This is a genomic window from Frankia sp. CcMO1 (assembly GCF_977945845.1).
Genome location: NZ_CDWTMG010000018.1, coordinates 28,006 through 43,186, shown reverse-complemented (window position 1 = coordinate 43,186; position 15,181 = coordinate 28,006). Strand labels below are relative to the sequence as shown.

Below are 15,181 nucleotides of genomic sequence, written 5' to 3'. Positions count from 1 at the left end.
CACCCGCCTCGGCGTCGTCGCCCGCCGGCCCGCCGCCGTGGCGGAGGTGACGGAGATCGGGTCGCGGCTGGGCGTCGAGGTCACCGCGCTGCCCTGGGATCTGCTGGCCGCCGGCCTGCCGGCCGGCCCGGATCTGGTCATCTCCACCACGCCCGCCGGCGCGACCGACGGGCTCGCCACCAAACCGTGGTCGCCAGCCTGTCAGCTCGTAGAACTGCTCTATCATCCCTGGCCCACGGCGCTGGCCGCCGCGGCCTACCGGGCCGGTGCCCGGGTCGCAGGTGGCCTGGAGATCCTCGCCGCCCAGGCCGTGGGGCAGGTCGAGCATTTCACCGGGCAGGTGGTTCCCGCCAGCGTTCTGTTGGCCGCGGGCCAGGCCGCGCTGGACGAGCGGGCGCAGGCGGACAGGCCCCCGGCGGTGCCGGCGGTGGAGGTCGGCGTGCCGGCCGGCCATGGTTTCGCGGGGAGTGGTCCCCGCGGCCGCGGCGGACCTGCCGGCGGATAGCGGTGCCGGGAGTGGTGCCGGGCGGCGCGCTCAGCATGTTGATCGCCCTTCCGGCGCTCGCCGCCCTGCCGTTCGGTCGCCGGGTCGTGGCCGGCGTGCCGGCAGTGCCCGGGGAGGCCCCGCACCGGGAGGTGCCCGGGGCGGTGGCGCTCGGTGCCGTGACGGTGCTGGTCGCCACGGCCGTGACCGTCGCCCTGCACGATCATCCGAGCTGGTTGCCGGCCTATGTGTACCTGGCGGTCGTCGGGGTCTGGCTGGCCGTGATCGATCTTCGGGTGCACCGCCTGCCCGACCATCTGGTACTGCCGTCCTATCCGGTGCTTGCCGGGCTGTTCGGCCTCGCCGCGCTGGTCACCGCCGAGCCCGACCGTCTGCTGCGCGCCGGGGTGGCGGCCGCCGCCGTCTGGATGATCTTCCTGGGGGTGCATTGCCTGCCGAGGGCGGGACTTGGGCGCGGCGACGTCAAGGTGTCCGGCCTGCTGGGCGGTGCGCTCGGCTGGCTCGGCTGGCCGAGTGTGGTGTTCGGGCTGTTCGCCGGCGTCGTCCTCGGGGGGCTCTGGGCAAGCGCGCTGCTGGTGGCGGGCCGGGTCGGCCGGCATGACCGCATCGCCTACGGTCCCTTTCTGCTTGCCGGGACGCTGCTCGCCGTCCTCGGCCGCGCCGGCTGATCCCGGTTATTCTACTTGATCCATATTATTTTGTTTAATCCCAATCGTCCTATTTGATCCTGATAGTTCCGTTTGATTCCGGTCGTCCTGCCTGATCGCGGTCGTGACCTGGGCGGTGAGCGTGAAAGACTGGAGCCATGGTGCGTTGGCTGACGGCGGGGGAGTCTCATGGTCCCGCCCTGGTGGCGACGGTCGAGGGGCTGCCCGCCGGGATCCGGATAACCAGTTCCGACATCTCCGCCGAGCTGGCCCGCCGCCGGCTCGGGCACGGTCGCGGCGCGCGGATGAGCTTCGAGCGTGACGAGGTCGAGCTGCTCGGCGGAGTCCGCCACGGCGTCACTCTCGGCGGCCCGGTCAGCGTGGTCGTCCGCAACACCGAGTGGCCCAAGTGGGAGCGGGTCATGTCGCCCGACCCGGTCGATCCGGCGGCGCTGGCGGGCCTGAGCCGCGCAGCCCCGCTGACCCGGCCCCGGCCCGGCCACGCCGATCTCGCCGGCATGCAGAAGTACGGGTTCGACGACGCCCGGCCCGTGCTGGAGCGCGCCAGCGCCCGGGAGACCGCCGCGCGGGTCGCGCTCGGCACCGCGGCCAAGGCGCTGCTGCGGCAGGCATACGGCATCGAGGTGATCTCGCACGTCGTCGCGATCGGCGCGGTCGAGGTGCCCCCGGGGGTGCCCGCCCCGACGTCGCTGGCGGCGGTGGATGCGGACCCGGTCCGCTGTGCCGACCAGGCGACCAGCGTGCGGATGGTCGCCGAGATCGACGCAGCCCACGCCGACGCGGACACCCTCGGCGGCATCGTCGAGGTGCTGGCGTATGGCTGCCCGCCCGGGCTCGGCAGCTACGTGCACGGCGACCGGCGCCTCGACGCCCGGATCGCGGGCGAGCTGATGGGCATTCAGGCGATCAAGGGCGTTGAGTTCGGGGACGGTTTCACCACCGCGCGGCGGCGGGGTTCCGTGGCGCACGACGAGATCGAGCCGGCCGGTGCCGGCGGCCGGCGGGTGCGGCGGGCGACTGCCCGGGCCGGCGGGGTCGAGGGCGGCATGACCACGGGCGAGCCGTTGCGCGTGCGGGTGGCGATGAAGCCGATCTCCTCGCTGACCAGGCCGTTGTCCACGGTGGACGTGTCCACTGGCGAGGCGGCGGTCGCGATCAACCAGCGGTCCGACGTGTGCGCGGTGCCCGCGGCCGGGGTGGTGACGGAGGCGATGGTCGCCCTCGTGCTCGCCGGCGCGGCGCTGGAGAAGTTCGGGGGGGACTCGGTGGAGGAGACCCGGCGCAATTACGAGGGGTACCTGAAGTCCCTGGTCATCCGCTGATCGGCGGCGGGAATCGGCAGGCGGCGAAGACAGAGGATCATCGTGGGGGAGCCGGCGACGGACGCGTGGGCGGGGCCGATGGCCTGGACGGGGCCGATGGTGGTGCTGGTCGGAGCGCCCGGAGCGGGGAAGACGACGGTGGGCACCCAGCTGGCGCGGCGGTGGGGGGTGGGTTTCCGCGACACCGACGCCGACATCGAGGCGGCGCTCGGCACCACCGTCGCGGACATCTTTCTCGATCATGGTGAGGAGTACTTCCGGCTGGCCGAGCGCCGGGCGGTGGCGGCCGCGCTCGCGGATCATCGGGGGGTCCTGGCCCTTGGCGGGGGAGCGGTGCTCGACGCCGAGACCCGGACCCTGCTGGCCGGGCACCGGGTCGTCTATCTTGAGGTGGGAGTTTCCGACGCGGTGCGGCGGGTGGGCCTCGCCCGGGACCGTCCACTGCTGGTCGAGGGGCCCCGCACGCGGCTCGCCGCCCTGCTCAGGGCACGCCGGCCGCTCTACGCCGAGGTGGCGACGGTGGTCATCGACACCGCGGGGCACGAGCCGGACGAGGTGACCGGCCAGGTGGCGGCGGCACTGGGCCCGCTGCTCACGGCGGGCAGCGGACCGGGCGAGGCGGCGGACGCCGCAGGGGGCAGACGGTGAGTATGCAGGTGAAGGCCTCCGACATCGTGCGGATCCCGGTACGGCCGGGCGGCGGGCGTCCCTACGACGTCGTGCTCGGGGCGGGCCTGCTCGGCGAGCTCGCCGAGGCCGTCGCCGGGCGGACCCGCGCCGCGGTGATCCATCCCGGGGCGTTGCGGGCCACCGCGGACGCCGTCGTCGCCGACCTGCGGGAGAACGCGGGCGTGGAGGCGCACGCCATCGAGGTGCCCGGCGGCGAGGAGGCCAAGCAGCTGCGGATCGCCGGCTTCTGCTGGGACGTGCTCGGCCGGATCGGCTTCACCCGGGACGACGTGGTGATCGGCCTCGGCGGCGGCACCGTGACGGACCTGGCCGGGTTCGTCGCCGCGAGCTGGCTGCGCGGGGTGGACGTCGTCCAGGTGCCGACCACCGTGCTCGGCATGGTCGACGCGGCGGTCGGCGGGAAGACCGGCATCGACATCGACGCGGGCAAGAACCTGGTCGGGGCGTTCCACCAGCCGCTCGGCGTGCTGTGCGATCTGGCGGCGCTGGAGTCCCTGCCGGCCGTCGAGGTACGCGCCGGGCTCGCCGAGGTCGTCAAGACCGGTTTCATCGCCGACGCGGCGATCATCGATCTGCTCGACGCCGATCCGACCGGCACCGCGCATCTGCCCGAGCTGATCGAGCGGTCCATCCGGGTCAAGGCCGAGGTGGTCTCCGGCGATCCGCGGGAGGACGGCCGGCGGGAGATCCTCAACTATGGTCACACCCTCGGTCATGCCATCGAGAAGGTCGAGCACTTCAGCTGGCGGCACGGCGCGGCGATCTCGGTGGGCATGGTGTTCGCGGCGGAGCTGTCCCGGCTTGTCGTCGGCCTCGACGATGCCACCGCCGACCGGCACCGCGAGCTGCTGACCCGCATCGGCCTGCCGGTGACCTACCGGGGCGACCGGTGGGCGGCGCTGCTCGACGCGATGCGGGTCGACAAGAAGGCGCGGGGACGGCGGATGCGTTTCGTCGGCCTCGAGGCGCAGGGCCGCACCGTCATCCTGGACAATCCGGATGCTGGCCTGCTGATCGCGGCGTTCACCACCGTCGCCGAGGATCGGTAGACTCGTCGCGGCGGTTTGTAGGATCGCCGCCACGTCCGCGCCCGGTGGCGGGTCCGGAAGCGGCCTGAGGATGGGGAAGCGGCCTGGGATGGCTGGGATGGCCTGGGGAGCCTGGGGAGAGAGCACCGCGGTCCTCGCACGAGGGCCCGGGTAACGACCACACCCGCCGTCGGCGTACGGCGATGGAAACGGAGAACGCGCGCAGTGGCGACCACCAACGACCTGAAGAACGGCATGACGCTCGACATCGACGGGGTGTTGTGGAACGTCGTCGGCTTCCAGCACGTCAAGCTGGGTAAGGGTGGGGCGTTCGTCCGCACGACCCTGAAGAACGTGCTCACCGGGAAAGTCGTCGACCGCACCTTCAACGCCGGGGTCAAGGTCGACGTCGCGACCGTCGACCGCCGCGAGATGACCTACCTCTACCGGGACGGTGCCGATTTCGTCTTCATGGACAGCGAGTCCTACGATCAGATCCCGATCCCGCCGGATGTCGTCGGCGGGACGGCCGACTACATGCTGGAGAACACCGTGGCCACCGTCGCGCTGCACGACGGCGCCCCGCTCTACGTCGAACTGCCGGCCAGCGTCGAGCTGACCATTTCGCAGACCGACCCGGGGGTGCAGGGCGATCGCTCGACCGGCGGGACGAAGCCGGCCACCCTGCAGACGGGCGCCACCATCAACGTGCCGCTGTTCATCACCAGCGGGGAAAAGGTCAAGGTCGACACGCGTGACGGCCGGTACCTGGGCCGGGTGACGAGCTGAGCGCCAGGTCCAAGGCCCGTAAACGGGCACTGGACATCCTCTACGAAGCGGACGTGCGCGCGAGCGCCGTGCCGGAGATCCTCGCTGCCCGGCTGGCCCAGTCCGATCCACCGGTATCGGAATACGCCGTCGAGCTGGTCGAGGGGGTCATCGAGCACCGCGGGGAGATCGACGAGCGGATCGTCCGGTACGCCGAGGGTTGGACGTTGGAGCGGATGCCGCCGGTCGACCGCAACATTCTGCGGATCGCCGTGCTGGAACTGCTCTGGCGTCCCGACGTCCCGGATCGGGTCGCCATCGACGAAGCCGTGGAACTGGCGAAGAACCTCTCCACCCACCGGTCGCCGGTGTTCGTCAACGGGCTGCTCGCGAGTCTGGTCGAGGGGAAGAGCCCGGCCACCACGGCCGAGTCGACCGGACGAGGATCGGCGGTGGATTCCATTCCCGGCCAGCCGTCGTAGCGGCGGTCTACCGGGGTTGCCCGGTTACCCTGCTGCCAGGTTACCGGGAGGGAACCGGGATCGGCATTCCCGGTACGTCGCCCAGGCGACGTACCGGGTCCTTCCCCGGATACGTGTGCCGCGGGTGGCGCGGATGCGAGCCGGCGGACTGTGGTGTACCGGTACCACAGTACCGGTACACCACAGTACCGGAGCGAGGCTAGACGTCGGTCGCCGCGGCGTCCGCGCCCTGCTCCGGAGACAGCACGCCCCAAGAGACGAGCTGCTCGGTGAGCTTGCTCGGCGAGGTGTCGTAGATCACCGCGAGCGAGCGCAGGTCCTCGTACCGGATCGAGAGCGCTCGGCCGTTGTAGTCGCCGCGCTGGCTCTGAATGGTCGCCGCGTACCGGGCGAGCGGACCGCCCTGCTCCTTGGGAACCTGGGAGAGACGCTCGAGGTCGAGGACGATCCGGGGAGACTGCTCCAGCGGAGCGACGGTGGAACCCTCGGGAAGAAGCTCCCCCACCGGAACGCCGTAGAATTCCGCGAGCTCGGAGAGGCGCTGCACGGTGACGGCGCGGTCCCCACGTTCGTAGGAACCCACGACGACGGCTTTCCACCGACCGTGCGACTTCTCTTCGACGCCATGAAGCGAGAGCCCCTGCTGGGTGCGTATCGCGCGCAGCCGAGCACCGAGCGCCTTCGCATAGTCGGACATCGGAGTGCCCACTCCTGTCGTGGTCGATCAGTTGGAACCGGGGCTCGTGCCGCCGGCGGTTACCGATAGTAGTGCCCGCCGGGTTGACGCTCGACACCCGGGGGGTCGTGTCGCCTCTTTCTTTGTACCACTTTCTGTAGCCCTCTGGTTGCGTCCTATGCCTGAGCGGTGGGAACTTCCGGGTGCCGTCACCGCTGTGGCGACGGCGTCGAACCCAGTGACAAGTAGTGACAACATGATGCTGCGTGGTTGGCGCGGCAATAACGTCCCGCGCTGTCCGGACCGGTGGGCGACCCGTCGTCGCGCTGGGCGCCAGGGGCGGTCGGCGTCCGGAGGCGAGACCCTCACACGTCCTGAGGGCCCTGGTAACGTCGCTGGGACCACTCCTTTAAGGACCGTCCCGTGAGGCGGGGAAGGAGGGATGCCGCGTGGCTCCGGCTGCCGCGAGCGACCCCGCATCGCGCCGTCCCGGCACCGCCCGGGCAGTACTGTCCGCAGACGACATCACCCGGATCGTCAGCCGGATGGCGCATCAGATTCTCGAGAAGACCTCCGGTGGCGCCGGGGTCGTCCTGCTCGGAGTACCCACCCGAGGGGTACCTCTCGCGCACCGGCTGGCACAGCGGGTGCAGGCCGTCGAGGGGGTGCGTCTCCCGGTTGGCTCCCTCGACCCGACCATGTACCGCGACGATCTGCGACTGCGCGGCGTGCGTCCCCTCGAGGTGACCGACATTCCCGAGGGTGGTGTCGACAGTCGCGTGGTGATCCTCATCGACGACGTCCTCTACTCCGGGCGCACGGTGCGGGCGGCGCTGGACGCCCTGGCCGCCTACGGCCGGCCGCGTGCCGTCCAGCTCGCGGTCCTGGTCGACCGGGGCCATCGCGAGCTGCCGATCCGCGCCGACTACGTCGGGAAGAACATGCCGACCTCGCGCCGGGAGTCGGTGGCCGTCCGGCTGCGGGAGATCGACGGCGCCGACGGCGTACTGATCCTCTCGGCCGCCGGGGGGGACGTCGCCGACGGCGCGCCTCCCGGGAACCAGCCATGATCGGGGGGAGTGCCGTGCGGGGAGCACGAGCCGGGTTCGGGGGACGGGTGTGAACCGCCATCTCCTCTCGACCGAGGATCTCTACCGGGACGACGCGCTGCTGGTGCTGGACACCGCTGAACGGATGGCGCGGGTCGCCGAGGCGTCGGTGCGCAAACTGCCGACCCTGCGGGGCCGCACCGTCGTCAACCTGTTCTTCGAAGACTCCACCCGCACCCGCACGTCCTTCGAGGTAGCCGCCAAGAGACTGTCGGCCGATGTGATCAATTTTTCGGCGCGCGGGTCAAGCGTGTCGAAGGGCGAAAGCCTGAAGGACACGGCGCAGACCCTCGAGGCGATGGGCGCCGACGCCGTGGTCTGCCGGCATGCCGCGAGCGGCGCGCCGCACCGACTGGCCTCCTGGGTGCGCGGCAGCGTGGTGAACGCGGGAGACGGCACCCACGAGCACCCGACCCAGGCCCTGCTCGACGCCTTCACCATGCGCCGCCGGCTCGGCCGGATCGACGGCCTCGCCGTCACCATCGTCGGCGACGTGCTGCATTCCCGGGTAGCGCGATCGAACGTGTGGCTGCTCGCCACGCTGGGCGCGACGGTGACCGTCGTGGCCCCGCCGACGTTGTTGCCCCTCGGGATCTCCTCGTGGCCGGTCGAGGTGTCGTACGACCTCGACGCCGTGCTGCCCAAGAGCGACGTGGTGATGATGCTGCGGGTCCAGCGGGAGCGGATGTCCGCGGCCTTCTTCCCGACCGAACGGGAGTACAGCCGGCGCTACGGGCTGGATGCCGACCGGGCGGAGATGTTGCCCGGCCACGCCCTGGTGATGCATCCCGGCCCGATGGTACGCGGGATGGAGATCGCCTCCCGGGTCGCCGACTCCGCCCGGTCGACAGTCGTGGAACAGGTTGCGAACGGGGTGAGCGTGCGGATGGCCGTGCTGTACCTGCTGCTGGGTGGTTCCGGGGAGGTCTCATGACGACGCCCGCGGCGGAGACGCCGGTGGGGACGCCGACGGGGACCTCCTGGGTCCTGCGGCGGGTCCGCCCGCTCGGCGGGGACCCTGTCGACGTCGTCCTCGCGGGCGGGGTGGTGGCCGCCTGGCGACCGGCCGGCTCCACGCACGCCGGGGCCGGGGGACTGCCCGCCGGCACCACCGTGCTGGGCACGGACGGGCTGATCCTGCTCCCCGGCCTGGTCGACCTGCACACTCACCTGCGGGAACCCGGCCGGGAGGACGCCGAGACGGTCGCCTCCGGCACCCGCGCCGCGGCCCTCGGTGGCTACACCACCGTGTTCGCGATGGCGAACACCAATCCGGTCGCCGACACCGCGGGGGTCGTCGAGCAGGTGTGGCGGCTCGGCCTGGATGCGGGTCACTGCGACGTCCGGCCGGTCGGCGCGGTCACCGTCGGGCTTGCCGGCGAGCGACTCGCCGAACTCGGCGCCATGGCCTCCTCCGCGGCGGGCGTGCGGGTCTTCTCCGACGACGGGCACTGCGTGTCGGACGCGCTGCTCATGCGCCGGGCGCTGGAGTACGTCAAGGCGTTCGACGGGGTGATCGCCCAGCATGCGCAGGAACCGCGACTGACCGAGAACGCCCAGATGAACGAGGGCACGGTGGCCGCCCGGCTGGGGCTGCCGGGGTGGCCCGCGGTCGCCGAGGAGGCGATCATCGCCCGGGACGCGCTGCTGGCCGGGCACGTCGGCTCCCGGCTGCACGTCTGTCACGTCTCCACCGCCGGATCGGTGGAGATCATCCGGTGGGCCAAGGCGAAGGGCTGGAACGTCACCGCCGAGGTGACCCCGCACCACCTGCTGCTCACCGACGACCTGGTCTGCTCGTTCGACCCGGTCTACAAGGTCAACCCGCCGCTGCGCACCGCCGCCGACGTCGCCGCGCTGCGCGCCGGGCTCGCCGACGGCACGATCGACTGCGTCGCCACCGACCACGCCCCGCACGCGCTGGAGGACAAGGAGACGGAGTGGGCCGCCGCGCGTCCCGGCATGCTCGGTCTCGAGACGGCGCTGTCGGTGGTCATCGAGACGATGGTCATCCCGGGCCGGTTGGACTGGGCCGGGGTCGCCGAGCGGATGGCACTGGCCCCGGCGAGGATCGGTGGCCTGCCGCGAACCGCGACCGAGGTGTGGAGTTCCATAGCAGTGGGCGCGCCCGCGACCGTCACCCTGCTCGACCCGGCGCCGTGGCGGATGGTCGAGCCGGACGCGCTCGCCAGCCGCAGCCGCAACACGCCCTATGCGGGCCGGTCGCTGCCGGGAACGATCCGCGCCACGTTCCTGCGGGGACGGCCCACCGTGTTCGACGGGAAGATCGTATGATTGTTTCGCGCGCCGCATCCCTGCAGGCCGCCGGGCCCGCCGTCGCCTTGGACCGGGCGCCGGACCGCCTGGGGCTGCACCTGCTTCTCCTGCTCGGTCTGTTGCTGGTGTTCGTCGCGGTGGTCGGTTCGATGCGACGGGCGTGGCGCAACCGGGCCGAGCGTCAGGAGGAGGACCTTCCCGAGCTGCCCGTCCCGCCGGCGGAACCGGGCACGGTGTTCGCCGCTCCGCTGCGCGGGATGTACCTCGGCACCGTCGACGCCGGGCACTGGCTGGAATGGATCGCCGCCCGCGGGCTGGGCGGGCGGGCCGGCGGCTACGTCAGCGTGTACGAGACCGGGGTGCGGGTGGACCGCCCCGGGGAGGCGTTCTGGATCCCGCGCGAGGCCGTCCGCGGTGCCCGGCTGGAGCGGGCGCACGCCGGCAAGGTTTCCGCTCCCGGGCGTCTGATCGTCATCGCGTGGTCGTTCGGCGGGCACGAGCTGGAGACCGGTTTCCGTGGCGAGGACCGCGCCCGTCAGCCCAAGGTCGTGCGCGCCGTCCACGACCTGATCGGCCCCCCGCCCGCGCATCTGGCACCGGGCGACGTCACCTCACCGCACGCGGTACCGCGGATCCGCCCCCGGGCCATCGCGCCCGGCCCCGGGACGGTGGGCCGGCCCGGGCAGCGACCGGGTTCCGGACAGCCGACCGAGGAGATGCCGGCGATCCGGACCGGCCCTCGGCTGCGTTCCCGGGGGGAGCGGGCCCAGGCCCGCGGCGAGCAGGCGGTGCCCGCCGACCGGCGGCCCTACGCGGAGCGGTGGCGCTCGGACCAGAGACTCCCCGATCGGCGACACCCGGATGAGGGTCACCCCGACCCGCGCCGCCCCGACTCGCGCCATCCCGATCAGCGGCCGGCGGATCCGGGATCGGGCCCCGGGTGGGTGCACCCGGGACAGCTTGATCAGTCTGACCCCGGCTGGTCGTCGGTTGACCCGTTGACCTCACCGCTCGGTGAGGTCAACAGGCTGAAGGAGGATCGGTGAGCACTCCCACCACGACGCCGACGCGAGCGGTCCTGATGCTGGAGGACGGTCGCAGCTTCGTCGGCGAGGCGTACGGGGCGATCGGCGAGACCTTCGGCGAGGCCGTGTTCTCCACCGGGATGACCGGCTACCAGGAGACGCTGAGCGATCCGTCGTTCCACGGCCAGGTCGTCATCATGACCGCCCCGCACATCGGCAACACCGGCGTCAACGACGAGGACTACGAGTCCGAGCGGATCCAGGTCGCCGGGTTCGTCGTGCGTGACCCCGCCCGGCGGGCCTCCAACTGGCGCGCCCGGGGCACGCTTGACGACGAGCTGGCCGCGGCCGGCGTGGTGGGGATCAGCGGGATTGACACCCGGGCGCTGACCCGTCACCTGCGTGAGCTCGGCTCGATGCGGTGCGGGATCAGCAGCGTGCTCGACGCCGACGCCGATGGTGGCCCGGTCGGCACGGGCCCGGGTTCCGGCGCGGACGGCGAGCGGGCGGCGGCGCTCGACGCCCTGCTCGACCGGGTCCGCGCCTCCCCGGAGATGCTCGGCGCGGATCTTGCGCCCCGGGTCTCCACCCCTACCCCCTATGTGGTGGAGGCGGTGGCGGGCGCCGCGCTGTTCAAAGTCGCCGCGCTCGATCTCGGCATCAAGCGCGCGACGCCGGCCGCCATGGCCGCGCTGGGCTGCGAGGTGCACGTGCTGCCGGCCCGCACCATCGGCGAACAGCTGCTGGCGCTCGAACCGGACGGGGTGTTCCTGTCGAACGGTCCCGGCGACCCGGCGGCGGCGGACTACGCGGTTGACGCGCTGCGGACGGTGCTGCGGGCCGGTGTCCCGGTGTTCGGGATCTGTTTCGGGCACCAGCTGCTGGCCCGCGCTCTCGGCTTCGAGACGTACAAGCTCACCTACGGCCACCGCGGCGTGAACCAGCCGGTCGGGGACATGGCGACCGGGCGGATCGCGGTCACCAGCCAGAACCACGGGTTCGCCGTGCGGGCGCCGCTGACCGGGGTGACCGACACCCCGTTCGGCCGGGTGGTGGTCAGCCACCGCGGCCTCAACGACAACGTCGTCGAGGGATTGGAGTGTCTGGACGTGCCGGCCTTCAGCGTGCAGTTCCATCCGGAGGCCGCGCCGGGGCCGCATGATGCCTCCTCGTTGTTCGAGCGGTTCCGCGCTTTGATGGCGGACACCCGGGAGCGTGGCGAGAGATCTGTCGGGAGTGAACGATGAGTGGTTCGACGAGCCAGGGGTCCCCGCGGGTCAGGAGCGCAGCGAGCGATCCGCGGGAAAGGCTGAGCAGTGTCCTGGTCCTCGGCTCCGGGCCGATCGTGATCGGCCAGGCGTGCGAGTTCGACTATTCGGGTACCCAGGCCTGCCGGGTGCTGCGCGCGGAGGGCCTGCGGGTCATCCTGGTCAACAGCAACCCGGCGACGATCATGACCGATCCGGGGATCGCGGACGCGACCTACGTCGAGCCGATCACCCCGGACATCGTCGCGAAGATCATCGAACGGGAGCGGCCCGACGCGATCCTCGCCACCATGGGGGGCCAGACCGCGCTGAACACCGCCGTCGCCCTGCACGACGCCGGTGTCCTGGACCGCTTCGAGGTCCGTCTGATCGGCGCGAACATCGACGCGATCCGCGCCGGGGAGGACCGTCAGGCGTTCAAGGACATCGTCGCCGCGGTCGGCGGCGAGACCGCGCGCAGCGCCATCTGCCACACCGTCGCCGAGTGCCTGGCCGCCGGGGAGGAGTTCTCCTACCCGGTGGTCGTGCGACCCAGCTTCACCCTCGGCGGCGCCGGCAGCGGCTTCGCCCATGATTCCGGCGAGCTGCGCCGGATGGCGGCGGACGGGCTGGCCGCGAGCCCGTCGACCGAGGTGCTGGTGGAGGAGTCGGTCCTCGGCTGGAAGGAGTACGAGCTCGAGCTGATGCGCGACCGCGCGGACAACGTGGTCGTGGTCTGCTCGATCGAAAACGTCGACCCGATGGGGGTGCACACCGGCGACTCGATCACGGTGGCGCCGGCGATGACCCTGACCGACCGCGAGTACCAGCGCATGCGGGACATGGCGATCGCGGTGATGCGGGCCGTCGGCGTCGACGCCGGCGGCTGCAACATCCAGTTCGCCGTCGACCCGGCGACGGGCCGGCAGGTGGTCATCGAGATGAACCCCCGGGTGTCGCGGTCCTCGGCCCTGGCCTCGAAGGCGACCGGCTTCCCGATCGCGAAGATCTCGGCGAAGCTCGCGCTCGGGTACACCCTCGACGAGATCCCCAACGACATCACCCGCACCACGCCCGCGGCCTTCGAGCCGGCGCTGGACTACGTCGTGGTGAAGGTGCCGCGGTTCGCGTTCGAGAAGTTCCCCGGTGCCGACCCGACGCTCACGACGACGATGAAGTCCGTCGGCGAGGCGATGGGGGTTGGCCGCAGCTTCGCCGAGGCGCTGCAGAAGGCGCTGCGCTCGATGGAGGCCCCGGGCTCGGTGTTCTCCTTCGTCCCGCCCGAGGCGGACGCCGCCGACCTGCTGGAAGCCGCGCGGGTTCCCCACGACGGCCGGTTGCGTACCGTCCAGCAGGCGCTGCTCGCCGGCGCGGATCCCGACGAGGTCACCCGGGTCACCGGGATCGACCCGTGGTTCGTCGACCAGCTCGTCTTCCTCAACGAGACCGCGGCGACGATCAGTCGCAATCCGGCGGGCATCCGGCGGGCCAAGCGAGCCGGGTTCTCCGACGCCCAGCTCGCCGAGATCCTCGGCACCTCCGAGGACGTGGTCCGGGCGTTCCGCCACCGCACCGGCATCCGGCCGGTGTTCAAGACCGTCGACACCTGCGCGGCGGAGTTTGCCTCCGAGACCCCGTACCACTACTCCGCTTACGACGCCGAGACCGAGGTCGCGCCGAGCGAACGGCCGCGGGTGATCGTGCTCGGCAGCGGGCCCAACCGCATCGGCCAGGGCATCGAGTTCGACTACGCCTGTTGCCATGCGGTGATGGCGCTCTCCGGCGCCGGCTATGAGACCGTCATGGTCAACTGCAACCCGGAGACGGTGTCCACCGATTACGACACCGCCGACCGGCTCTACGTCGAGCCGTTGACGGTCGAGGACGTGCTCGAGGTCGTCCACGCCGAGCAGCAGGCCGGGCCGCTCGCCGGGGTGATCGTCCAGCTCGGTGGGCAGACCCCCCTCGGCATCGCCGCGGCGCTGGCCGAGGCGGGCGTGCCCGTCGTGGGCACCCCGCCGAAGGCGATCCATCTGGCTGAGGACCGCGGGCTGTTCGGGCGTGTGCTGGCCCGGGCGGGCCTGCCCTCGCCGCCGCACGGGGTGGCGACCTCTTTCGCCGAGGCGCGCACGGTGGCCGAGCGGATCGGGTACCCGGTGCTGGTGCGGCCGTCCTACGTGCTCGGCGGGCGCGGCATGGAGATCGTCTACGACGACACGATGCTGCGCGACTACATCGATCGGGCCACCGCCATCTCCCCGGAACATCCGGTGCTCGTCGACCGGTTCCTCGACGACGCGGTGGAGATCGACGTCGACGCCCTCTACGACGGGGAGACGCTCTACCTCGCCGGGGTGATGGAGCACATCGAGGAGGCCGGGGTCCATTCGGGCGACTCGGCCTGCGTCCTGCCGCCGATCACGCTGGGCCGTTCGGAGCTCGACCGTATCCGGGCGTCCACCGAGGCGATCGCGAAGGGCGTCGGGGTGCGGGGCCTGCTCAACGTCCAGTACGCCCTGCAGTCCGATGTGCTCTACGTCCTGGAGGCCAATCCCCGGGCGTCGCGGACCGTGCCGTTCGTCTCCAAGGCCACCGCGGTGCCGCTGGCCAAGGCCGCTGCCCGGGTGATGCTCGGCGCGACCATCGACGAGCTGCGGGCCGAGGGCCTGCTGCCGCGCTCCGGCGATGGCGGCACCCTGCCGCTGGACTCGCACATCTCGGTCAAGGAGGCCGTGCTGCCCTTCGGGCGCTTCCGGGACGCCGGTGGCCGCGGCGTCGACACCGTCCTCGGGCCGGAGATGAAGTCGACCGGTGAGGTGATGGGCATCGACGACGGCTTCGGTACAGCCTACGCCAAGTCTCAGGCCGCCGCATACGCCTCGCTGCCCACCTACGGCCGGGTGTTCGTCTCCGTGGCCAACCGGGACAAACGGGCGATGGTTTTTCCGATCAAGCGGCTCGCGGATCTCGGTTTTGTCGTCTACGCCACCGAGGGGACCGCGGACGTGCTGCGGCGCAACGGGGTTAAGGCGGTCGTCCTCGGTAAGCACTGGGCCCCCACCGAGGGGCTACTCGACTGTGTCGAGATGATCACATCCGGGCAGATCGACCTCGTCATCAACACCCCGTGGGGCGTCGGCCCGCGCCTGGACGGCTATGAGATCCGCACGGCCTGCGTGAGTGCCGGGGTTCCGTGCATCACCACGATCCAGGGTGCGGCGGCCTGTGTTCAGGGCGTGGAAGCGCTGGTACGGGGGGAGCTGGGGGTCCGATCGTTGCAGGAATACCACGCGGCGCTGCGGCAGGCGTGGGGCGGGGGACAACCGGGCGGCTCGCCGCCCGGATCCTCCGGCTCTGTGGCGCCTGAGTCTGTGGCGCCTGAGT

13 protein-coding genes and 1 pseudogene are annotated in these 15,181 nt (G+C 71.8%); 13 read left to right on the top strand and 1 reads right to left on the bottom strand.

What is annotated here, in order from left to right; all coding sequences use genetic code 11:
* The 7 genes and pseudogenes from AC08OU_RS04575 to nusB all read left to right on the top strand — a co-directional run.
* A pseudogene (locus AC08OU_RS04575) lies at window positions 1–505 on the top strand (shikimate dehydrogenase); the annotation flags it as partial.
* Between the two features lie 2 nt (window positions 506–507).
* Window positions 508–1,173 carry a prepilin peptidase gene (locus AC08OU_RS04570; protein ID WP_476598972.1) on the top strand — a complete coding sequence of 222 codons (666 nt, stop codon included), beginning with the start codon at window positions 508–510 and terminating at the stop codon, window positions 1,171–1,173.
* A gap of 137 nt (window positions 1,174–1,310) precedes the next feature.
* Window positions 1,311–2,495 carry a chorismate synthase gene (gene aroC, locus AC08OU_RS04565; protein WP_462203293.1) on the top strand — a complete coding sequence of 395 codons (1,185 nt, stop codon included), beginning with the start codon at window positions 1,311–1,313 and terminating at the stop codon, window positions 2,493–2,495.
* 39 nt (window positions 2,496–2,534) lie between these two features.
* On the top strand, window positions 2,535–3,143 hold the full coding sequence (locus AC08OU_RS04560; RefSeq protein WP_476598980.1) for a shikimate kinase: 609 nt from the start codon (window positions 2,535–2,537) through the stop codon (window positions 3,141–3,143).
* Window positions 3,144–3,145: 2 nt separating this feature from the next.
* Window positions 3,146–4,234, top strand: coding sequence for a 3-dehydroquinate synthase (gene aroB / locus AC08OU_RS04555; protein WP_462186077.1), 1,089 nt, complete (start codon window positions 3,146–3,148; stop codon window positions 4,232–4,234).
* Window positions 4,235–4,438: 204 nt separating this feature from the next.
* Window positions 4,439–5,002: an elongation factor P gene (gene efp, locus AC08OU_RS04550; protein ID WP_476598970.1), complete on the top strand. Its 564-nt coding sequence runs from the start codon at window positions 4,439–4,441 to the stop codon at window positions 5,000–5,002.
* On the top strand, window positions 4,999–5,463 hold the full coding sequence (nusB, locus tag AC08OU_RS04545; RefSeq protein ID WP_476598978.1) for a transcription antitermination factor NusB: 465 nt from the start codon (window positions 4,999–5,001) through the stop codon (window positions 5,461–5,463). Before efp ends, nusB begins: the two co-directional genes overlap by 4 nt.
* Window positions 5,464–5,662: 199 nt before the next feature.
* On the opposite strand, the gene bldD is transcribed toward nusB, so the two are convergent.
* Window positions 5,663–6,160, bottom strand: coding sequence for a transcriptional regulator BldD (gene bldD / locus AC08OU_RS04540; RefSeq protein WP_462186059.1), 498 nt, complete (start codon window positions 6,158–6,160; stop codon window positions 5,663–5,665).
* Window positions 6,161–6,588: 428 nt separating this feature from the next.
* Between bldD and pyrR the strand changes: the two genes are divergently transcribed.
* The 6 genes from pyrR to carB form a co-directional block, all read left to right on the top strand.
* A complete protein-coding gene (gene pyrR / locus AC08OU_RS04535; protein WP_476598968.1) occupies window positions 6,589–7,209 on the top strand; it encodes a bifunctional pyr operon transcriptional regulator/uracil phosphoribosyltransferase PyrR in 621 nt (206 codons plus the stop codon).
* Window positions 7,210–7,258: 49 nt separating this feature from the next.
* On the top strand, window positions 7,259–8,182 hold the full coding sequence (locus AC08OU_RS04530; protein WP_462186061.1) for an aspartate carbamoyltransferase catalytic subunit: 924 nt from the start codon (window positions 7,259–7,261) through the stop codon (window positions 8,180–8,182).
* Window positions 8,179–9,543: a dihydroorotase gene (locus AC08OU_RS04525; protein ID WP_476598966.1), complete on the top strand. Its 1,365-nt coding sequence runs from the start codon at window positions 8,179–8,181 to the stop codon at window positions 9,541–9,543. The genes AC08OU_RS04530 and AC08OU_RS04525 overlap by 4 nt, the downstream gene beginning before the upstream one ends.
* A complete protein-coding gene (locus tag AC08OU_RS04520) occupies window positions 9,540–10,571 on the top strand; it encodes a PH-like domain-containing protein (protein ID WP_476598964.1) in 1,032 nt (343 codons plus the stop codon). The genes AC08OU_RS04525 and AC08OU_RS04520 overlap by 4 nt, the downstream gene beginning before the upstream one ends.
* Before the next feature lie 35 nt (window positions 10,572–10,606).
* Window positions 10,607–11,797 carry a glutamine-hydrolyzing carbamoyl-phosphate synthase small subunit gene (gene carA, locus AC08OU_RS04515; protein ID WP_476598976.1) on the top strand — a complete coding sequence of 397 codons (1,191 nt, stop codon included), beginning with the start codon at window positions 10,607–10,609 and terminating at the stop codon, window positions 11,795–11,797.
* The coding region (gene carB / locus AC08OU_RS04510; protein ID WP_476604407.1) for a carbamoyl-phosphate synthase large subunit at window positions 11,794–15,181 on the top strand (3,388 nt) is incomplete at its 3' end. The genes carA and carB, both read left to right, overlap by 4 nt.